We start from the raw sequence: 18,883 nt of genomic DNA, 5'->3' as shown, positions 1-18,883 counted from the left end.
TCATATCTTCGGCCTACGGACCTCAATGGGTTTTGACGGGCTCCGGCTTCTTCGGTGCTTTTCCGGGTCGTCATCCTTGGCGACCATCGCCCCCTGCGGTTTCGCTGCCGCGGTTGACACGCCCTGTGGCACCTCATCCGCAGCCGGTTCGCTGGCCGTCTCCGGCGTGAGCGGCTGCGCGCGCATCTTGGCCAGCCAATCGGAGCCGTGATCGCCAACGGGCTTCGGCGAAACGCCATCGGTCTCGCTTTTTTCCGTGGCGACATTAGGCGCTTGCGGCTCCTCCGCCTTGACCGGCGCGTCACCGGCATCGGCGGCCGGCTCGGCCCGTGGTTCCGTCCCGGCGACGCCTGTGTCCAGCCCGACCATGCCCTTGATGCTGTCGAGCCAGCCCTTGTCCTCTGCCGGAGCCTGCCTTGCGGCTTCGCCGGAGGGATCGGCGGAAGCACGGTCCTGCTCCGTTTCCTGGGAACCGGACGACGCATCCTGTTTCGGCTCGACATGGTGATCCGGCGGCAGATCGTGGCCTGCCGCATCTCCGGCCTCGTGAGCAGTCTCCGCAGCTTCTCCGCCGAGACCGACCATTGCCGTCAGCGAGGCAAGCAGGCCCGGCTCGCCGTCCGCTTCGTGGCCCGCGACAGGCGTGCCGTCGCCATGCTCGCCCGAAGGGGCGCCGTGAGGGCCGGTCTCAGGCTCTTCGTCATGTCCGCCTTTCGACGCTCCGTGATCCTTCGCCTCGCCATGGCCGGCGGCCTTGCCGTGGCCGTCACCGGCCCCCTCGACAACCGGTTCGAGGCAGTCCGCATCATCCGTGAGCGCCGCCAACAAAGCTTCGGCATCCTCCAGCGGCAGGTCGATCCTGAGCCCCCAGAACTCGCCGGTCGCACTCGCGGGGCCGTCGACGTAATAGGCGCTGATCGGTTCGACCCGCGCCGGATGCGGAATGCTGGACATATCGGGAATGTAGACGACCTGCGCACCGATGGCGCGCCCACGCATCGCGGAGCGTTCACTCGGTCCGGCCGGATCCAGCACCGTGACCTGGACAAGATCGGAATGCTCGGTCTCCTGGACCTTGCGGGCGACCCGTAGCGCGGTCCTGAGCCTGGAGATCCCGTCGCCAGGCTTGTCGGTCGTGACGTATTTGCGGATCCAGTAGCGGTCCGCCCTCCTGATCCTGACGGTCTCGACAACTGTGCACGCCAATCCGTTAATACTGGAATAGGACGGGCCCAGCAGCCTTTCCGCGCCAATATAGACGGCCGCGGCGCCACTTCCGCCTCCAAGCACGGTTACGCCCGCGAGAACCAGAAGGAGCTTTCGCGGAATGCGGGACACGATCGTTTTTATCCGCAAAGCTCCGGCACTCCAACCTCATGACGCAAATACTGATGGGACGGTGGAGCGACAGTGCATCAAGGTTCTTGACGAAGATTTAAGCGGAACCTTCGGATGTCCGGATCATTCCTCTTTTAGTCGAGCTAACATGCGAATGACTTGCATCAGCGGTTGATTTCTGATTTTTTGATGACTACTGGTATTGCAACTTAATTGCAAAAGAGGTTGATTTGGCGCATGACCCTCTCCCTTCTCCGCGGCCTCGCCCTCGTGGCGCTCATCCTCGCTCCGGCGGCATCGGCTGTTGCCGGTGACAAGCCGAAGGTCGTGACGACCTTCACCGTGATCGCCGACATGGCCCGCAACGTGGCCGGCGACGCTGCCGATGTCGAAAGCATCACCAAGCCGGGTGCCGAGATCCATAACTACCAGCCGACGCCGCGCGACCTGCTGCGGGCACGCGACGCCGACCTCATCCTTCGCAACGGGCTGAACCTGGAGCTCTGGTTCGAGAGGTTCCTTGCCAATCTGGGCGACATTCCGAGCGTCACGGTTTCTGACGGCGTCGAGCCCATGGCGATTGCAGGGGGCGCATACGAAGGCAAGCCAAACCCGCATGCCTGGATGTCGCTCGACAATGCCGTCATCTACGTGGAGAACATCCGCAAGGGCTTGAGTGACGTCGATCCCGCCAACGCCGAGACCTATGCGGCCAATGCCAAGGCCTATACCGACAAGCTGAAGGCGGCGGTGCAGCCGATCCGCGACCGGCTTGCCGCCCTGCCGGAGGAAGAGCGCTGGCTCGTCACGAGCGAGGGCGCTTTCTCCTATCTCGCCCGCGATTTCGGCCTGAAGGAGCTCTATCTCTGGCCCGTCAACGCCGACAGCCAGGGCACGCCGCAGCAGGTCCGGGCTGTGATCGATGCCGTGCGCGAGCACAATATCAAGGTCGTCTTCAGCGAGAGCACCGTTTCCTCAGACCCGGCGGAACAGGTGGCGCGTGAAACCGGTGCCGCCTATGGCGGCGTCCTCTATGTCGACTCGCTGAGCGAGGAGGACGGTCCGGTGCCCACCTATCTCGACCTGCTCACGGTGACCGTCGATACCATCGCGAAGGGCCTTGCCTCATGATGATGGGCAAGATGAAGCCTGCGCCCGCCGGGCTGCTGGTGGACGATATCACAGTGGCCTACCGCAACGGCCTGACGGCATTGCGCCATGCAAGCTTCACCGTTCCCAGAGGAACGATCACTGCCCTCGTCGGCGTCAACGGCGCCGGCAAATCGACCCTGTTCAAGGCGATCATGGGCTTCGTCCCCCTTTCGGAGGGATCGGTTGAAATTCTCGGCATGCCGGCACGCGATGCGCTCCGCAGGAACCTCGTGGCGTATGTCCCGCAGGCGGAGGAGGTCGACTGGAACTTCCCCGTCCTGGTCGAGGACGTGGTGATGATGGGCCGTTACGGCCACATGAATTTCCTGCGGATACCTTCCCGCCGCGACCACGACATGGTGACGGAGGCCCTCGGGCGGGTGAACATGCTGGACTACCGCAAGCGGCAGATCGGCGAACTGTCCGGCGGCCAGCGCAAGCGGGTTTTCCTTGCCCGGGCGCTTGCCCAGGAAGGCCAGATCATCCTGCTCGACGAGCCTTTCACCGGCGTCGACGTCACCACCGAGGAGCAGATCATAGAACTCCTGAAGAGCCTGCGCGACGAGGGCCGGGTAATGCTGGTCTCCACGCACAATCTCGGCAGCGTTCCGGATTTCTGCGACCGCACGGTTTTCGTCAAGGGCACCGTCCTCGCCTATGGCAGGACGGAGGATACGTTTACGGAGGCCAATCTGGAGACGGCCTTCGGCGGCGTGCTGCGCCATTTCATCCTGAGCGGAACCGATCTGCACGACGACGCCGATCCCCGGCATCTCAAGGTCATCAGCGACGACGAGCGGCCCTTCGTCCTCTATGGCGACCGGCAGCAGAAGCAGAAGGCGCAGGACGATGCTCCAGACCCTTCTTGAACCCTTCGCCTATGATTACATGCGAAACGCCATCTGGGTCAGCGCGTTGGTTGGCTGCGTCTGCGGCTTCCTCTCGGCCTATCTGATGCTGAAGGGCTGGTCGCTGATCGGCGACGCGCTTTCCCATTCGATCGTGCCGGGCGTTGCCGGCGCCTATATGCTGGGCCTGCCCTTCGCGCTCGGTGCCTTCCTCTCCGGCGGGCTTGCCGCAGGCGCCATGCTGTTCCTCAACCAGCGCACCCGCTTGAAGGAAGACGCCATCATCGGACTGATCTTCACCTCCTTCTTCGGGCTCGGCCTGTTCATGGTTTCTCTCTCGCCCACCTCGGTGAACATCCAGACGATCGTGCTCGGAAACATCCTTGCGATCACGCCGGGCGACACGCTACAGCTCCTCATCATCGGTGGTGTCAGCCTCATGATCCTGGCGCTCAAGTGGAAGGACCTCATGGTCGCCTTCTTCGACGAGAACCATGCCCGCACCATCGGGCTCAAGCCCGGCCTCCTCAGGGTGCTGTTCTTCACGCTGCTGTCCGCCTCCACGGTCGCCGCCCTGCAGACGGTCGGCGCCTTCCTGGTGGTGGCCATGGTCGTGACGCCCGGCGCCACCGCCTATCTGCTGAGCGACCGCTTCCAGCGTGTCATCTTGCTTGCCCTTGCGATCGGTGCCGCGACCAGCTTCGTCGGCGCCTATCTGAGCTACTTCCTCGACGGCGCAACGGGTGGCATCATCGTCGTGCTGCAGACCGCACTCTTCCTCCTCGCCTTCCTGTTCGCGCCGAAGCATGGAATGCTGGCGGCGCGGCGCAGGATCCGGGCAACGCTAGAGGAGACGGCATGAGCGGCGTCCTCGACTTCATCGACCTTGCCACCTTCCCGTTCCAGATCGACTTCATGCAGCGCGCCTTCCTGGTGACGCTGATGATCGCCGTGCCGATGGCAATCCTCTCCTGCTTCCTCGTGCTCAAGGGCTGGTCGCTGATGGGCGACGCAGTCTCGCACGCCGTCTTTCCCGGTGTGGTGCTGGCCTATATCTTCTCCATCCCGCTCGCCATCGGTGCCTTCGCCGCCGGGATGACCTGCGCGCTGGCGACCGGTTTTTTGAAGGAGAACAGCCGCATCAAGGAAGATACCGTTCTCGGCATCGTCTTTTCCGGCATGTTCGGATTGGGCCTCGTGCTCTACGTCAAGGTGCAGAGCGACGTGCACCTCGACCATATCCTCTTCGGCGACATGCTCGGCATCACCACCTTCGACATGGCCGAAACCGCGCTGATCGCGCTCGCGGCGACGCTGTTCCTCGTCATCCTGCGCAAGGACCTGCTGGTGCAGTCCTTCGACGAACAGCATGCCAAGGCGATCGGCCTGCCGACCCGCCTGCTGCATTACGGGCTGCTCGCGGTGCTGTCGCTTGTCGTGGTAGGCGCACTGAAGGCGGTCGGCATCATCCTGTCGATCGCCTTGCTCGTGGCGCCGGGCGCCATTGCATTCCTGCTGACGCGACGGTTCGGGCTCATGCTTTTGACCGCGGTCGTCATTGCCGTCAGTGCCACGGTTCTCGGTATCTACCTGAGCTTCTTCCTCGACAGTGCGCCGGCACCCACCATCGTGCTCATGATGACGGCAATGTTCATCATCGCTTTCTTGAAGACGACGTCGGCGAACCGGGGGCGACCGGCTTCGTCTTGAAATAGGAGGCGGCCCCTCCGCGGAGACCGCCGCCCATGACAATGGCTGGCTTTGCCGAGGATCAGGCCGCAGCCAGTTCCTTCTTCACCATCTCGCGCAGCGCCACGAGGTCCTTGGCGAACGAACGGATGCCTTCGGCGAGCTTTTCCGTTGCCATGGCATCCTCATTGAGCATCCAGCGAAACGTCTTCTCGTCGATCGGCTGGAAGGGATCCTCGGTGATGTTGTCCGGCGACAGCTTGCGCTCCAGCTTTCCCTGGTCCTTGTCGAGCTCGTCGAGCAGCGCCGGGCTGATCGTCAGGCGATCGCAACCGGCCAGCGCCTCGATCTCCCCGGCATTGCGGAAGGAGGCCCCCATGACGATCGTCTCGATGCCGTTGGCCTTGTAGTAGTTGTAGATCTGGCGAACGGAAATGACGCCAGGATCCGTCTCCGCCGTATATTCCTGCCCGGTCGACTTCTTGTACCAGTCAAGGATGCGACCGACGAAGGGCGAGATCAGGAAGACCTTCGCATCGGCGCAGGCGACCGCCTGGGCCTTGGAGAAGAGCAGCGTCAGATTGCAATCGATGCCTTCCGTCTGCAGCACCTCGGCCGCCTTGATGCCTTCCCAGGTGGAGGCGAGCTTGATCAGGACGCGATCACGGTCGATGCCCCGCTCCTTGTAGGCTGCGATGATGCCGCGCGCCTTGGCGATGGAGGCCTCCGTATCGAAGGAGAGATCGGCATCGACTTCCGTCGAGACGCGGCCCGGCACGATATTGGCAAGCGCGGCCCCGACGGAAATCGCGAGACGATCCGCGACAGCGGCGATGACCGCATCCGAGCCGCCATTCTGCGATTTGCCCCAGGTGATGGCTTCCTTGACCGCATCGCCGAACGTCGGCGTACCGAGCGCCTTCAGGACGATCGTCGGGTTGGTCGTGCAATCGACGGGCTTGAGGCGTGCGACCGCTTCGATGTCGCCGGTATCGGCGACCACCGTGGTCATGGAGCGGAGCTGTTCGAGTTTCGACGTCATGCCGGAATCCTTCGGATCAAGGGGTAAGGGGCGGACGGGCCAGCGAGGGTTGTCCTCGGCTCGACTATCACCAGCCGAACATGGCCAAGTCAAGACATTTGCTCAACGCGATCGACATAAGTATCATGCTCCGGACAATCGGCATGCGACGGGAGATGTCTTGGCGAAACTCAGGCGGGAAACCCATCCGGGGATGACCGAAACCTCTTCACTGAGGCTGCGGGCGGCGTGGCTCTACTACAATCAGGGAATGACGCAAAAGGACGTTGCAGAACGTCTCGGCGTGAGCCGCTCGACCGTCATCCGCATGCTGGATGAGGCGATGAAGCGGTCGGAAGTGCAGATCTGGATCAATGCCGGAATCGACGACTGCCTTTCGCTTGCGGCGCGGCTGGAGCAGGCCTACGGGCTCGATGAGGCGATCGTCGTTCCGGAGCCGCGGGACGGCAAGGCGGAAGCCCTGGCGCAATCGGTGGGACTGGCGCTCGGCCAGTTTCTCTCGGAGGTCATCCATGACGGCATGACGATCGGCGTCGGCTGGGGACGGACGATGACGGCGTCGCTTTCGAGCTTCCGTCCGCCGCGGCGCTCCGACTGCAAGGTCGTCTCGCTTCTCGGCGGCATCGTCGCCGTGCACCAGACGAACCCGATCGATTACACCTGGCGGCTGGCCAGCCAGTTCGGTGCGGAATGCTATCTCTTCCTCGCCCCGCTGCTCGTCGATTCGGTCGCGACCAAGCAGGCCCTGATCGAGAAATGCGGGCTGAAGGCGATCTACGACCTCGCCGAACAGATGGATCTCGCCGTTGTCAGCTGCGGCGATATCGGCCAGCGCTCCACCTCCCTCTCCGAAGGTTTCATCTCGAAGACTGAGCTGGAAGAACTGGTCGCCGCCGGCTGCGTCTGCGACACGATGTTCAACTTCCTCGACACCGAGGGCCGCTCGGTCGATCATCCGATCAACGAGCGGGTGATGTCGGTCGATCTCGACACGCTGAAGAAGGCCAAGCACATCGTGCTTTCCTCCGGCGGAGCCCACCGCGCCCTCGCCATCCGCGCCACCATCCGCCGCATCGGCTGCAACACGCTGATTACGGACGAGGGGGCAGCGAGGGAGTTGTTGACGATCAGCGACTAAACATCATCCGGCCATTCACGCGCTCCGTGCTGAACAAACAGCACCTCCACATGGTTGTCTCGAATACGATAGGCAACGATGTAGCGCGTGCCCGAAACAACCAGTTCCCGCGTTCCCTCGATCTCGCCTGGCCGGCCGATGAAAGGGTTGGAGGAGAGCAGCACCTCCGTCCGGCCATGGATTTCCTTGACCAGGCGTGCGGCGGCACGCGGATTGCGCTCCGCAATGTAATCGCCGATCGTCCGTAATTCAGCGAGATAACGGCGGGTCCAGACGACCTTCACGAGGCATCACGGGGTATCATATCGAAGCAAGACGGCTGCAATCTCCGCCTCACTGGCAAAGCTGCCCCGGTCGGCATCGGCTATCCCTGCCATCACTCCGGCCACCCATTTTTCCTGCCATGCCAGCGAACGTCCATGCGACAAGGCATCTTCAATGATCTCGCTGCGCGTCCGTTTGGTGCGGGACGCGACCAATTCCAGGCGGCGGTCCAGATCGTCGGAAAGTTCGATGCTGCTTTTCATGGCCGTATCTTCTCACAGCGGCTGCATATGGCAAGAATGTTTCTAGAGCTTCCCCGCCTCCCAGCCGAGGATCGCCCGCTTTCGGGTCAGGCCCCAGTGATAACCGGTGAGCGCGCCACTCTTGCCGAGCGCCCGGTGGCAGGGGACGACGAAGGAGATGGGATTGCGGCCGATCGCGGCACCGACAGCCCGGCTGGCGGACGGCTGCCCGATATCGCGGGCGACGTCGGAATAGGTGACGGCCTTGCCGAAAGGGATCTTCAACAGGCTCTGCCAGACGCGCACCTGGAAGTCCGAGCCGATCAGCACGACCTTCAAGGGCTGGTCGGACGACCATTGCGAACGGTCGAAGATACGCCGGATATAGGGCGCCGTCGCCTCCAGGTCCTCGACATACTTGGCGTTCGGCCAGCGGCAGGTCATGTCTTCGAGACACGCTTTGTCGCAGCCGAAATCCGCGAAGGCGAGCCCCGCAAGGCCTCGATCGGTGGCCATCACCAGCGCGATGCCGAACGGCGAGGGATGGAAGCCGTAGCGGATGGTAAGTCCGCCTCCCCTTGCCTTCCACTCTCCGGGCGACATCGCCTCGTGAGTCACGAAGAGATCGTGGAGCCGGCCCGGGCCGGACAGGCCGACCTCGTAGGATGTCTCCAGCAAGGGCAGGCCTTCCCTACCCAATAGCCGCTTTGCGTGATCGAGGGTGACCGCCTGCAGGAAGGCCTTCGGCGATAGCCCTGCCCAGCGGGTGAAAACCTTCTGCAACTGGGTCGGAGACTGGCCGAGTTCCGAGGCGATCGCCTCCAGCGACGGCTGCTGACGGTAGTCGAGAGAGATGAGCTCGATCACCCGGCGCACCGTTTCGTAGTCTCCGCCATCAGGCGTCACGTCGAGCGCAGGTTGTGCGAGTTGGGCAACTGCGTTCATCGCGTTTCTCCTTTGCCCGAAGAATGCCGCGGCGGTCGACGCAAGACCACCCGTTTCTTGTGCGGCCTACAGTCTTTGCGTCACCGTTGCCAGCGCTCCGCGAAATGCCTTGGCGAAGCTTTCGCGGTCATCGGGATTGAGGAAGGACCCTATATCGGTCCAGCGCCCCTCCCCCGTCACATACATGGAGGTGATGCCGAATTCGTCATGACGGTTGACGCGGAAGCGCGCCCAGAACGGGTTGAAGCGGTGCTCCACCACCTTGCCCGCCGGCGAGAATTTGCGGATCGACAGCTTCGTCCGCGTGACCGTCACCTCCTCGCGGGCCCGGCCGGAGCGATAGCTGAGCTTGAAGGCGATATAGAGGGCCAGAAAGTCGAGCCCGAGGAACAGCCCGATCGGCCAGGCACCGGTCACCAGGAAGAAGACGCCGTAGATGAAGCAGATGCCGCCGGTCAGGATGAGCAGGACGTGAAACCCCGTCCGCCCGAGCGACCTGTAGGGCGTCAACTCGGCGGCAAAAACGGGCGGGTCATCGGTAATCTGCACGTTGCCTTCCCTCGCATGCGCTGGCAATAGAGACGATATGGTCATTCCGAAAACCAAGTCCAGCACGGCTTCTTCACAAAAATCAATTTCCGCCGGCACCCGCGCCCGCAGGCATATCCGCAGTCGCTATTCCAAGGCGGAAATGGAAGAAATCTTCCGCCGCTTCTCCATCCAGCGGCCGGAACCGAAGGGGGAGCTGGAGCATACCAATCCCTTCACCCTGCTCGTCGCAGTGGCACTGTCCGCACAGGCAACGGATGCAGGCGTGAACAAGGCGACGCGCGCTCTCTTCAAAGTGGCCGACACGCCGGAAAAGATGCTGGCGCTCGGCGAAGATGGCGTGATCCAGCACATCAAGACGATCGGCCTCTACCGCAACAAGGCGAAGAACGTCATCGCGCTGTCGCAGAAGCTGATAGCGGAATTCGGCGGTGAGGTTCCGAAGACGCGCGAGGAACTGGTGACGCTTCCCGGCGTCGGCCGCAAGACCGCCAACGTGGTGATGTCCATGGCCTTCGGAATTCCAACCCTCGCGGTGGACACCCATGTGTTCCGGCTGGGAAACCGGTTGCTGATGGCGCCGGGAAAGACGCCGGACGAGGTGGAGGAGCGCTTCCTCAAGGTGATCCCCAAGCAGTATCTTTTCCACACCCATCACTGGCTGATCCTGCACGGCCGCTACACCTGCAAGGCGCGCAAGCCGGAATGCGAGCACTGCGTGATCGCAGATCTCTGCAAATCGCCGGAAAAGACCTGCGACGTCCCGGCGCCGCTGGTCGAACTGCCGCCCCAGCGGATTGGTGAGGCGGTGGAATAGCGGCTAGGCCCTGTGCGCCCGGATGACCTCAAGGAACTGGTCGCCGTAGTGTTCCAGCTTCGATTGCCCGACGCCGGAGATGGAAAGCAGCGCCTCACGGTCTGCCGGCCGGCTGGTGGCGAAGGCGATGAGGGTGGTGTCGGGAAAGACGACATAGGGTGGAACCGACAGCGCCTTGGCAATCTCCAGCCGCGTCCGGCGGAGCGCCTCGAAGAGCTCCATGTCTGCGCCTTCGAGCGAGGAGCGCTTGGCGGCAGCAGCGGAACCCGATGCCTTCGCCGATCTGCCCGCCTTGGGCCGGTCCTTGCGGAAGCGGACTTCCCGTTCGCGTCGGAAAACAGATCGCGCATCCAGTCCCAGCTTCAAGGCTCCGAACGCCTCGTGGTCGACACTGACGAGCCCGGCGGCGAGAAGCTGGCGGTAGACCGACTGCCACGTCTTCGCCGCCACATCCCTGCCGGCGCCGAAAACCGGCATGTCGACATGGCCGAAGCGGATCGTCTTCTCGTTCTCGTTGCCGGTGAGCACGTCGATGAGGTGGCCGGTGCCGAACCTCTCCCCGGTGCGGTAGATCGCGGCAAGCGCCTTGATCGCCGCTTCCGTTCCGTCCCAGGTCTCGACCGGTTTGAGGCAGGTATCGCAATTGCCGCATCCCCCCGGATGCGCCTCGCCGAAATGCGCGAGGATTGCCTGGCGGCGGCAGCCGGCGGTCTCGCAGATCGCCAAAAGCGCGTTCAGCTTCGCCCGCTCCACGCGCTTGATCTCGTCGCTCGACTGGCCGCTATCGATCATCCTGCCGCGCTGGATGACGTCCGTCATGCCATAGGCCATCCAGACTTCCGACGGCAGCCCGTCCCGCCCCGCCCGTCCCGTCTCCTGATAATAGGCCTCCACCGATCCCGGCAGGTCGAGATGGGCGACATAGCGGACGTTCGGCTTGTCGATGCCCATGCCGAAGGCAACGGTGGCGATAAGGCAAAGCTCCTCCTCCTTGATGAAAGCGTCCTGATTGGCGTCGCGAACGGCACGATCCATGCCGGCATGATAGGCCAGCGCCCGGATGCCCTGGCCGTTCAGCCATTCGGCCGTCTCCTCCACCTTGGCGCGGGACAGACAATAGACGATGCCGCTCGAGCCCCTGTGTCGCGAGAGGAATTGCAGGAGCTGCTGGCGGGGCTGATCCCGCTCGACGATTTCATACGCGATATTGGGCCGGTCGAAGGAGGTGGTGAAGACCTCCGCCGATCGGAGCGCCAGCCGCTCGATGATATCGTCGCGGGTATGCGGATCGGCCGTTGCCGTCAGCGCCATGCGCGGAACACCCGGATAGAGATCGGCCAACTGCCCCAGCTCCCGGTATTCCGGACGGAAGTCATGCCCCCACTGGCTGACGCAATGCGCTTCGTCGATGGCGAAGAGAGCGATCTTCGCGGGACCGATCATGTCCCTGAAGCCGGGCGTCACGATCCGCTCGGGAGTAACGTAGAGAAGGTCGAGCGCACGCTCACTCAACGCACGGCGAATCTCGGAAAACTCCTCCGGGGAAAGCGAGGAATTGAGCGCGGCTGCGCGCACCCCGAGCTGCCTCAGCGCCTCCACCTGGTCGCGCATCAGCGCGATCAGCGGCGAAACGACGATCCCGACCCCGTCCCGGCAGAGCGCCGGCACCTGGAAGCACAGCGACTTGCCCGCGCCGGTCGGGAACAGAACGACGGCGTCCCCGCCCGACAGTATGCGGTCGATCACTGCGGCCTGCTGGCCGCGAAAGCTGTCATATCCGTAGACGTCCCGCAGCACGGCAAGCGGATCCCTTGTCGAAGGGCCTTCGAACAGAGGTGCGGTGATGGGGCTGGTTTGCGGCATGAGCTGGCTTTCGCGGGAGAAGATTCCCTTCTCCCATAGCACGCGCCGCCTTCGCAAGGGCGGCGGCGCCCGCTCCGTCAGCACATCATCCCGCAGACACGGGTGCCAGGCGGAAGGCGGGGTCGCGGCGCGAGATCTTCTTGTGGAGATGCACCATCAGCCCGGCCGCAAAGAGCGGCGTCAGCAGGTTGACGATCGGAATCGCCAGGAAGCCGGCGATCAGCAGGCCGGCCAGGAAGACGGTGCCGCGGTGCTTGGAGCGGAACGCGCGGGCCTCTGGCGGCGAACGAAACCGCATGGCAGCGAACTCGAAGAATTCGCGGCCGAGCAGGTAACCGTTCACCAGGAAGAAGGCGACGAGATTGATGCCGGGCACCAGGAGCAGCAGGAGGGCGACGATGTTGCCGAGGATGACCACGCCCAGGAACTGGAGCGAACTGATGATCGCCTGGCCAAGCGGCATGGCGTGGCCGGGTGTATCGGACGGGTAGTCGCGCTTCTCCACCACTTCCGCCACATCGTCGAGGAACAGGCCAGCGATCAGCGCGGTGATCGGTGCGATCAGAAGCGCCAATGCCAGCGCCAGCCCGATGCCAGCGAAGATCGTGGCAATGAAGGTCAGCCAGCCGGCCCAGTCCGGCACATCCGGCATGTAGACCGCGAACCACGGCCAGACGACGGTGACGAAGGTCTGCCGCAGGGCCAGCCACAGCCCCACGAGGACGAGAATGGTCAGCCCCAGGACCTTCCAGAAGACGGACCGGGTCTCCGGCGCGAAGAGGTTCACGAGCGAAAGGCGAGCGGCGTCGAGGATCATGAAGCGTCTCCGGTTGCCGTGAAGATGTAGGCGCCCCGAACCGGTGGAACAAGCGCCGGGCCCGCGTCAGCCCTGACCGCCGGTCTCCAGCGAAGCGCCCGGCAGGTAAAGCAGGACCGGCCTGATTTCGTAGACGGCCGTTGGATTGGCGCGGCGAAGCTCACGGGCCGCAGCGATCGCACCCTCGATATCGGGAAAGTCGACGACATAGAAGCCGAGAAGCTGTTCCTTGGTCTCGGCGAAAGGGCCGTCGATCACCATGCCGTCGCCCGCGCCTCGGAGCGTCACCGCCTTTTGGGTGGGGCCGAGACGCGCGGCCGGACCAAGCGATTTCTCCCGCACGAGACGGTCGTTGATCCGGAGCAGTTCGGTCATGAGGGCCTCGTCCTCCTCCTTGCTCCAGGACTCCACGATACCTTCGGCGTGATAGGCGAGGATGGCGTAGTACATGGCTGGCCTCCAGAGATGCATCACCGCCGGCGGCGGCAGGGTTAAACGATGCTGTTCAGTTCGTCCCGGTGCCGGATCATCGTCAGGAACCGGCGATAGTCCCGATCGTAGTGTCCGGCGCGGCCGAACTCGGGCAGGAGCTCGCGTCCCGGCGCCGCCATCCTGCGTCCTGCCTCGGCCACATCCGCATATACGCCGCCCGCCGCGGCGGCGGTCATGGCGGTGCCGAGGAGCACCGCGTCCTGCGTCTGCGGCACGACCACCTTTCGGCCTGTCACGTCCGCATAAAGTTCGAGAAGCAGCGGATTATGGACGTGGCCGCCGGTGACGTGCAGGGCCTCGAAACGATAGCCATATTCCTCCATGGTATCCAGGATATGCCGGATACCCAGCGCGATGGCGACACAGGTCCTCCAGTAGAGGCGGCAGAGACCGTCGAAGGACGTATCGAGGGTGAGCCCGCTGATGACCCCCCTCACATGGGGATCGGCCAGCGGCGAGCGGTTGCCGTGAAAGTCCGGCAGCATGTGCAGACCGCATGCCAGGTCCGTTCCCTGCTCCGCCCGCAGCTGCCGGACCCGCGCCACGATGCTGCCGTGAAGATCCGCATCCGGCTCGCCTCCCGCAGCATGCATCCGCACGACGTGGTCCAGGAGCGCTCCGGTCGCCGACTGGCCGCCCTCCACCAGCCAGTGCCCCGGAAGTACCGCCTCGTAATAGGGACCCCACAAGCTGCGGCCGGGTTTTGCGTCGGCAGAAAGGGAGACGATGCAGCTGGACGTGCCGCCGATCAAGGCCACAGCCTGTTCCAGGGACTTTCCCTCCCCCGCGCCTGCAAGCACGCCGAATGCGCCCGCATAGGCGTCGATCAGGCCGGCCGAGACGCAGCAACCGGTATCGAGGCCGAGCTCCCGCGCGGCGTCGACCGAAAGCCTGCCGACGCTCTTTCCGGCCGCCACGGTAACGGCCGGAAGAGCACCCCGCGCAAGCACGTCTTCCAGTCCGGCAAGCACCAGAAAATCCTGGCGCCAACCCTCGTCCTCGTGCGCCAGATAATTCCACTTGGCGGTCAGCGTGCAGCGGGAACGGGCGGTGGATCCCGTCGCCCTCCACGTCATGAAATCGGCCAGATCGAAGAAGTGACCGGCGCGCGCCCACGTCTGCGGCAGGTTGCGCTTCAGCCACAGGAGCTTCGGCATCTGCATCTCCGGGGATAGGGAGCCGCCGGAGAACCCCAACACCGGATGGCCCGTAGCCGACAGGTCCTCCGCCTCGAGCATCGCCCGATGATCGAGCCATACGATCGTATCGAAGCGATCTTCCCCGGTGGTCGATACCGTCAACTGCCCGCCGTCACCGTTTCGCACGACGAGCGAACACGTGGCATCGAAGCCGAGGGCAGCGATCCGTTCCGGGCCGATGCCGGCTTCGGACATGGCGGTTCGCACGGCATGGCAGGTCGCCCGCCAGATATCTTCGGAGTCGTGCTCGGCATGGTCCTCGCGCGGCCGCTGCATCACGATCGCATGCTTTGCCCGGGCCAGAAGTCGCCCGGTGCGATCGAAGACACCGGCGCGGGCGCTTGCCGTGCCGATGTCGACCGCCACCACGTGATCTCGCATCAGGACCTGTTCCCTGCCCCCTGGGCTCCTCGGATGCCTCGCACTACGGCTATATCGCGTGCCGGGGACGTCCGGCGGGGCCTTCCGCATGTTTTCGGACAAGGTGGATCAAATCCGGCATCGCGTCAAATGTGACGTCGGGTGCAAGAGCTGCCACGCGCTCCCGGTAGCCGGGCGCCCCGGCATGGGACCCGCCGATAAAGGCGAATACGGTCATCCCGGCGCGGCGCGCCGCCTCGATGCCCGCGGGACTGTCTTCGACCACGATGCAATCGGCAGGTTCGGCCCCCATGGCGTTCGCCGCATGGAGGAAGAGATCTGGCGCCGGCTTGCCGCGCTCGACCATGCTGGCGCTGAAGATGTGTGGTTCGAAGCGCTCCAGAAGACCCGTGAGCGACAGGGAAAGGCGGATCCGCTCCGGCTGGCTGGAGGACGCGACGCATCTCGGCCAATCCAGCCCGTCCAGCGCCGCCGCGACCCCCGGCACCGGCTGCAGACTCAGGCGGAACCGGTCGTAGAGGTGGTGGCGAAGGTCTTCCAGGAACGCGCCATCGATACTGTGGTCGAAGTCTTCGTGCAGGATCTGCGCCACGGTGGAGAGGCTGCGCCCGAGGAAGCGGGCATAGGCCTGGTCCTCGCTGATGACGACGCCGCGCCGGGTCAGCGCCTCGACCAGAACGCCGACCGAAAGCGGCTCGCTGTCCACCAGCACGCCGTCGCAATCGAAGATCAACAGTAACCGCTCCCCTTCCACCCGAGCCTTACTCCCTACCTCGCCAGAGCATCCGAAAGATAAAGCTCCAGCGTCTTCGCCGTTCCCTCGGCCCAGAGCGTCCTGACCGCATGGGAGAAACGGCGGCGGAACAGCTCGGAATGGGCAACCTCTCCGAAAATCTCGTCGAAGACGAGGAAGGCCTCCGGGTTGTCCCTGGCCTGCCTTGCAGCCGCCTGGAGCTTGTCGGCGCTTGTATCGTTGAAGATGATCTGCTTGCCGCTGTCGCTGGTGCCTTCGAAGTAGCGGCACCAGAGCGCCGAGACGAGCGACAGGCCGACGATGTCCTTGCCCTCGCGCAGCCGGTCGGCGGTCGACGGAAGGATGAACTTCGGCTGCCGGTTGGAGCCGTCCTGAGCAAGACGCGGAATGGTGTCGCCGATCTTGGGATTGGAGAAGCGGCGCTCGATCAGGCCGTAATACTCGTTGAGGTCGGTATCCGGCACCGGCGGCACGATCGGGATGATCTCCTCCTTTTCCAGCTTTGCCAGGAAGGCCCGGATCAGCGGATGCTCCATCGCCTCGTGGACGAAATGGATGTCGAGGAGTGCGGCAGGATAGGCGATCGCGGCATGCCCGCCGTTGAGGATGCGGATCTTCATGTGCTCGTAGGGAGCGACGTCCGGTACGAACTGGACGCCGACTTTCTCCAGCGGCGGGCGGCCGGCCGGGAAATTGTCCTCCATCACCCACTGCTTGAATTCTTCGCAGAAGACCGGCCAGTTGTCCTCGATACCGAAGGTATCCCGCAGGAAGTCCATCTCGCGCTGGCCGGTTGCCGGCGTAATGCGATCGACCATCGAGTTCGGGAAGGCGACGTTACCGGCAATCCACTCGGCGAAGGCGGGATCGGACAGGGCCGCGAGACCCACTACCGCATTCTCAGTCACTTCACCGTTGCCGGGAATGTTGTCGCAGGACATGATCGTGAATGGCGCAAGGCCTGCCCCCCGGCGACGCTTGAGGCCGGCTACGATGAGGCCGAAGACCGTCTTCGGCCTGTCCGGGTTCTGGCCGTCATGGAAGATGGCCGGATGGCCTGGGTTGAACGCACCAGACGCGTCTATGAAGTAGCCGCCTTCCGTAATCGTCATCGAGACGATCCGAATCCGCGGGTCGGCAAGCGCAGCGATGATCTTGTCGGTATCGGCGGGGGCAATGATGTCGATCATCGGCGCCGTGACGCGAGCCGCCGTCCTGTTGTTGTCCTGCTCGACGACAGTGGTCAGGAAATCCTGCCCGGCGAGCTTCTCGCGCATCCGCGCGTCGGATGGCATCACGCCCGCACCGACGATGGCCCAGTCCAGCCCGTGGCCCTTGTTGAACAGGTCGTCGAGATAGACCGCCTGGTGGGCGCGGTGGAAGTTGCCGACACCGAAGTGGAGGATGCCGGGCGTCAGCATGATCGGGTCATAGGCCGGGACAGCAGCCATGTGGGCAATCTCACCCAGCGCCGCCGATGATAGTTTCACTGCCATTGCTTGCTCCACTCCGACGCTAGATCGCCAGGCCTTGCTCATCGAACCGATGAAGCTTCGTTTCGTTCGGCGTCAGATAGATCCGGTCACCGTGACGAGCTCCAAACTCGCCGTCACAGCGCGCGTTGACCTGGCCAATCCCATCGACGTTGACATGGAGGAAGGTGTCGGACCCGAGGTGTTCCGCGACGGTCACTATTCCGCTCCACAGGCCGCTCTCGTGAGACAGCGCGAAGTGCTCGGGACGGACACCGACGGTCTTGGCACCCTTTGAGCGGGCAAACTCGCCCTCGATCAGGTTCATCCGCGGGGAACCTATGAAGCCGGCCACGAAGAGGTTGCGCGGTTTGGAATAGAGCTCCAGCGGCGAGCCCACCTGCTCGATGTTGCCGCGGTTCAGCACGACGATCTTGTCGGCCATCGTCATGGCCTCCACCTGGTCGTGGGTCACGTAGATCATCGTCGTCTTCAACTGGTTGTGCAGTTCGCTGATTTCGAGCCGCATCGTGCCGCGAAGGGCGGCGTCGAGGTTGGACAGCGGCTCGTCGAACAGGAAGGCTGAAGGCTCGCGGACGATGGCGCGGCCGATCGCGACGCGCTGGCGTTGGCCGCCGGAGAGTTGCGACGGGCGGCGTTCCAGATAGTCGGTCAGGTTCAGGATGCCGGCGGCATCGCTGACCTTCTTGTCGATGACCGCCTTGTCCACCTTCGCCATCTTCAGCGGAAAGGCGATGTTGTTGCGCACGCTCATATGCGGGTAGAGCGCATAGGACTGGAAGACCATGGCAAGCCCCCGCTGCGCCGGCGCCTTCTGCGTCACGTCCTGGCCATCGATCAGGATCCGGCCGCCGCTGACGTCCTCGAGCCCCGCGATGAGGCGCAGGAGCGTGGACTTTCCGCATCCGGAGGGGCCGACGAAGACGACGAACTCCCCATCCCGGATTTCAAGGTCGATGGACGGGATGACCTTGGCCTCCCCGAAGGATTTCGACACGTTGCTGAGCGTGATGCTGCCCATCTTCGTCTTCCCCTACTTAACCGCGCCGAAGGTGAGGCCGCGAACGAGTTGTTTCTGGCTGAACCAGCCCATGATCAGGATCGGCGCGATCGCCATCGTGGAGGCGGCCGAGAGCTTTGCCCAGAACAGGCCCTGCGGACTGGAGAAGGAGGCGATGAAGGCCGTCAACGGCGCCGCATTGGTGGTCGTCAGGCGGATCGTCCAGAAGCTTTCGTTCCAGGCGAGGATGATGTTGAGGAGGAGGGTCGAGGCGATCCCCGGCACCGCCATCGGCGTGAGCACGTAGACGATCTCCTGCCAGAGCCCCGCGCCGTCCATGCGCGCGGCTTCGAGGATCTCCCCCGGTATCTCGCGGAAATAGGTGTAGAGCATCCAGATGACGATCGGCAGGTTGATCAGCGTCAGCATGATCGCCAGGCCGATGCGGGTGTCGAGGAGACCGAAGTCGCGAAACATCAGGTAGATCGGCACCAATACTGCGACTGCCGGCATCATCTTCGTCGACAGCATCCACATCAGCACGTCCTTCGTGCGCTTTGTGGGCGAGAACGCCATTGCCCAGGCGGACGGGATGCCGATGATCAGCGCCAGGATGGTCGAGCCGACCGACAGGATCACCGAATTCATGAACGGCTTGATGTAGTCCCGCTGGGTCTGCACCGTCACGTAGTTCTCGAACGTGCCGGAGGGGATGAGGCTGAAGCCAGCGATCGCCTCGGGCTCCGTCTTGATGCTGGTGATCAGCGTGTAGAGGATCGGAAAGAAGATCACGAGCGCGACCGCCCAGGCGGCAGCGGTGGCGATGACCTTGTGGCGGGTGGTGACTGCGCGTGCCATGA

At 63.9% G+C, this 18,883-nt stretch carries 20 protein-coding genes; 6 read left to right on the top strand and 14 right to left on the bottom strand.

Going from position 1 to position 18,883, the window contains the following annotated elements:
• The gene (locus RTCK_RS11130) at positions 1-1,338 is read right to left on the bottom strand and encodes a hypothetical protein (protein ID WP_142519704.1); all 1,338 of its coding nucleotides are present in this window, start codon (positions 1,336-1,338) and stop codon (positions 1-3) included.
• 237 nt (positions 1,339-1,575) lie between these two features.
• Between RTCK_RS11130 and RTCK_RS11125 the strand changes: the two genes are divergently transcribed.
• From RTCK_RS11125 to RTCK_RS11110, 4 genes are read left to right on the top strand one after another with little or no spacing between them, the layout of a single operon-like run.
• Complete coding sequence (locus RTCK_RS11125; RefSeq protein WP_142592856.1) at positions 1,576-2,469, top strand: metal ABC transporter substrate-binding protein; 894 nt, start codon at positions 1,576-1,578, stop codon at positions 2,467-2,469.
• On the top strand, positions 2,466-3,359 hold the full coding sequence (locus tag RTCK_RS11120) for a manganese/iron ABC transporter ATP-binding protein (RefSeq protein ID WP_408004530.1): 894 nt from the start codon (positions 2,466-2,468) through the stop codon (positions 3,357-3,359). Before RTCK_RS11125 ends, RTCK_RS11120 begins: the two co-directional genes overlap by 4 nt.
• Positions 3,340-4,200 carry a metal ABC transporter permease gene (locus RTCK_RS11115; RefSeq protein ID WP_142592854.1) on the top strand — a complete coding sequence of 287 codons (861 nt, stop codon included), beginning with the start codon at positions 3,340-3,342 and terminating at the stop codon, positions 4,198-4,200. The genes RTCK_RS11120 and RTCK_RS11115 overlap by 20 nt, the downstream gene beginning before the upstream one ends.
• Positions 4,197-5,048 carry a metal ABC transporter permease gene (locus RTCK_RS11110; protein ID WP_142592853.1) on the top strand — a complete coding sequence of 284 codons (852 nt, stop codon included), beginning with the start codon at positions 4,197-4,199 and terminating at the stop codon, positions 5,046-5,048. Before RTCK_RS11115 ends, RTCK_RS11110 begins: the two co-directional genes overlap by 4 nt.
• Positions 5,049-5,109: 61 nt before the next feature.
• Here the strand turns inward: RTCK_RS11110 and tal are convergent, their stop codons facing one another.
• Positions 5,110-6,069 carry a transaldolase gene (gene tal / locus RTCK_RS11105; protein WP_142592852.1) on the bottom strand — a complete coding sequence of 320 codons (960 nt, stop codon included), beginning with the start codon at positions 6,067-6,069 and terminating at the stop codon, positions 5,110-5,112.
• 160 nt (positions 6,070-6,229) lie between these two features.
• Here tal and RTCK_RS11100 point away from each other — a divergent pair, with 160 nt between their 5' ends.
• Positions 6,230-7,207 (top strand): sugar-binding transcriptional regulator, encoded by a 978-nt coding sequence (locus tag RTCK_RS11100; protein WP_142592851.1) that lies wholly within the window; start codon positions 6,230-6,232, stop codon positions 7,205-7,207.
• Here the strand turns inward: RTCK_RS11100 and RTCK_RS11095 are convergent.
• The 4 genes from RTCK_RS11095 to RTCK_RS11080 all read right to left on the bottom strand — a co-directional run bounded on the left by RTCK_RS11095 (position 7,204) and on the right by RTCK_RS11080 (position 9,252).
• The gene (locus RTCK_RS11095; RefSeq protein ID WP_142592850.1) at positions 7,204-7,491 is read right to left on the bottom strand and encodes a type II toxin-antitoxin system RelE/ParE family toxin; all 288 of its coding nucleotides are present in this window, start codon (positions 7,489-7,491) and stop codon (positions 7,204-7,206) included. The genes RTCK_RS11100 and RTCK_RS11095 overlap by 4 nt on opposite strands.
• Before the next feature lie 6 nt (positions 7,492-7,497).
• Positions 7,498-7,734 carry a CopG family ribbon-helix-helix protein gene (locus RTCK_RS11090; RefSeq protein ID WP_142592849.1) on the bottom strand — a complete coding sequence of 79 codons (237 nt, stop codon included), beginning with the start codon at positions 7,732-7,734 and terminating at the stop codon, positions 7,498-7,500.
• 42 nt (positions 7,735-7,776) lie between these two features.
• Positions 7,777-8,658 (bottom strand): methylated-DNA--[protein]-cysteine S-methyltransferase, encoded by an 882-nt coding sequence (locus RTCK_RS11085; protein ID WP_142592848.1) that lies wholly within the window; start codon positions 8,656-8,658, stop codon positions 7,777-7,779.
• A 66-nt stretch (positions 8,659-8,724) separates the two neighbouring features.
• Complete coding sequence (locus RTCK_RS11080) at positions 8,725-9,252, bottom strand: DUF2244 domain-containing protein (protein ID WP_185927990.1); 528 nt, start codon at positions 9,250-9,252, stop codon at positions 8,725-8,727.
• Between RTCK_RS11080 and nth the strand changes: the two genes are divergently transcribed.
• The gene (gene nth / locus RTCK_RS11075) at positions 9,245-10,024 is read left to right on the top strand and encodes an endonuclease III (protein ID WP_142592847.1); all 780 of its coding nucleotides are present in this window, start codon (positions 9,245-9,247) and stop codon (positions 10,022-10,024) included. The two genes, RTCK_RS11080 and nth, sit on opposite strands and share 8 nt — an antisense overlap.
• A 3-nt stretch (positions 10,025-10,027) precedes the next feature.
• On the opposite strand, the gene recQ is transcribed toward nth, so the two are convergent.
• The 8 genes from recQ to RTCK_RS11035 all read right to left on the bottom strand — a co-directional run bounded on the left by recQ (position 10,028) and on the right by RTCK_RS11035 (position 18,881).
• Positions 10,028-11,887, bottom strand: coding sequence for a DNA helicase RecQ (gene recQ, locus RTCK_RS11070; protein ID WP_142592846.1), 1,860 nt, complete (start codon positions 11,885-11,887; stop codon positions 10,028-10,030).
• Positions 11,888-11,972: 85 nt separating this feature from the next.
• Positions 11,973-12,704, bottom strand: a complete 732-nt coding sequence (locus tag RTCK_RS11065) for a sulfate transporter family protein (protein ID WP_142592845.1) — start codon at positions 12,702-12,704, stop codon at positions 11,973-11,975.
• Between the two features lie 66 nt (positions 12,705-12,770).
• Entirely contained in the window at positions 12,771-13,154 is a 384-nt protein-coding gene (locus RTCK_RS11060) for a YciI family protein (protein ID WP_142592844.1), read from the bottom strand.
• 41 nt (positions 13,155-13,195) lie between these two features.
• On the bottom strand, positions 13,196-14,776 hold the full coding sequence (locus RTCK_RS11055; protein WP_142592843.1) for an FGGY-family carbohydrate kinase: 1,581 nt from the start codon (positions 14,774-14,776) through the stop codon (positions 13,196-13,198).
• 49 nt (positions 14,777-14,825) lie between these two features.
• Entirely contained in the window at positions 14,826-15,530 is a 705-nt protein-coding gene (locus tag RTCK_RS11050; RefSeq protein ID WP_408004529.1) for an HAD family hydrolase, read from the bottom strand.
• Positions 15,531-15,544: 14 nt separating this feature from the next.
• Positions 15,545-17,026, bottom strand: a complete 1,482-nt coding sequence (locus RTCK_RS11045; protein ID WP_142592841.1) for a mannitol dehydrogenase family protein — start codon at positions 17,024-17,026, stop codon at positions 15,545-15,547.
• A gap of 19 nt (positions 17,027-17,045) precedes the next feature.
• Positions 17,046-18,044: an ABC transporter ATP-binding protein gene (locus RTCK_RS11040; protein ID WP_142592840.1), complete on the bottom strand. Its 999-nt coding sequence runs from the start codon at positions 18,042-18,044 to the stop codon at positions 17,046-17,048.
• Positions 18,045-18,056: 12 nt separating this feature from the next.
• The gene (locus RTCK_RS11035) at positions 18,057-18,881 is read right to left on the bottom strand and encodes a carbohydrate ABC transporter permease (protein ID WP_142592839.1); all 825 of its coding nucleotides are present in this window, start codon (positions 18,879-18,881) and stop codon (positions 18,057-18,059) included.
• Positions 18,882-18,883: the final 2 nt, after the last annotated feature.

It is taken from the genome of Pseudorhizobium endolithicum (assembly GCF_902153245.2).
In the GTDB taxonomy this organism is placed as follows: domain Bacteria; phylum Pseudomonadota; class Alphaproteobacteria; order Rhizobiales; family Rhizobiaceae; genus Neorhizobium; species Neorhizobium endolithicum.
The sequence above is the reverse complement of the archived record's forward strand: the minus strand, read 5'-3'. Positions and strand labels throughout refer to the sequence as shown.

Bases quoted from the DNA above. Each gene is read 5' to 3' on its own strand.
- RTCK_RS11125 (WP_142592856.1), top strand. From the start codon at position 1,576: ATGACCCTCTCCCTTCTCCGCGGCCTCGCCCTCGTGGCGCTCATCCTC.
- RTCK_RS11120 (WP_408004530.1), top strand. From the start codon at position 2,466: ATGATGATGGGCAAGATGAAGCCTGCGCCCGCCGGGCTGCTGGTGGAC.
- RTCK_RS11115 (WP_142592854.1), top strand. From the start codon at position 3,340: ATGCTCCAGACCCTTCTTGAACCCTTCGCCTATGATTACATGCGAAAC.
- RTCK_RS11110 (WP_142592853.1), top strand. From the start codon at position 4,197: ATGAGCGGCGTCCTCGACTTCATCGACCTTGCCACCTTCCCGTTCCAG.
- tal (WP_142592852.1), bottom strand. From the start codon at position 6,069: ATGACGTCGAAACTCGAACAGCTCCGCTCCATGACCACGGTGGTCGCC.
- RTCK_RS11090 (WP_142592849.1), bottom strand. From the start codon at position 7,734: ATGAAAAGCAGCATCGAACTTTCCGACGATCTGGACCGCCGCCTGGAA.
- RTCK_RS11085 (WP_142592848.1), bottom strand. From the start codon at position 8,658: ATGAACGCAGTTGCCCAACTCGCACAACCTGCGCTCGACGTGACGCCT.
- nth (WP_142592847.1), top strand. From the start codon at position 9,245: ATGGTCATTCCGAAAACCAAGTCCAGCACGGCTTCTTCACAAAAATCA.
- RTCK_RS11080 (WP_185927990.1), bottom strand. From the start codon at position 9,252: ATGACCATATCGTCTCTATTGCCAGCGCATGCGAGGGAAGGCAACGTG.
- recQ (WP_142592846.1), bottom strand. From the start codon at position 11,887: ATGCCGCAAACCAGCCCCATCACCGCACCTCTGTTCGAAGGCCCTTCG.
- RTCK_RS11065 (WP_142592845.1), bottom strand. From the start codon at position 12,704: ATGATCCTCGACGCCGCTCGCCTTTCGCTCGTGAACCTCTTCGCGCCG.
- RTCK_RS11060 (WP_142592844.1), bottom strand. From the start codon at position 13,154: ATGTACTACGCCATCCTCGCCTATCACGCCGAAGGTATCGTGGAGTCC.
- RTCK_RS11055 (WP_142592843.1), bottom strand. From the start codon at position 14,776: ATGCGAGATCACGTGGTGGCGGTCGACATCGGCACGGCAAGCGCCCGC.
- RTCK_RS11045 (WP_142592841.1), bottom strand. From the start codon at position 17,026: ATGGCAGTGAAACTATCATCGGCGGCGCTGGGTGAGATTGCCCACATG.
- RTCK_RS11040 (WP_142592840.1), bottom strand. From the start codon at position 18,044: ATGGGCAGCATCACGCTCAGCAACGTGTCGAAATCCTTCGGGGAGGCC.
- RTCK_RS11035 (WP_142592839.1), bottom strand. From the start codon at position 18,881: ATGGCACGCGCAGTCACCACCCGCCACAAGGTCATCGCCACCGCTGCC.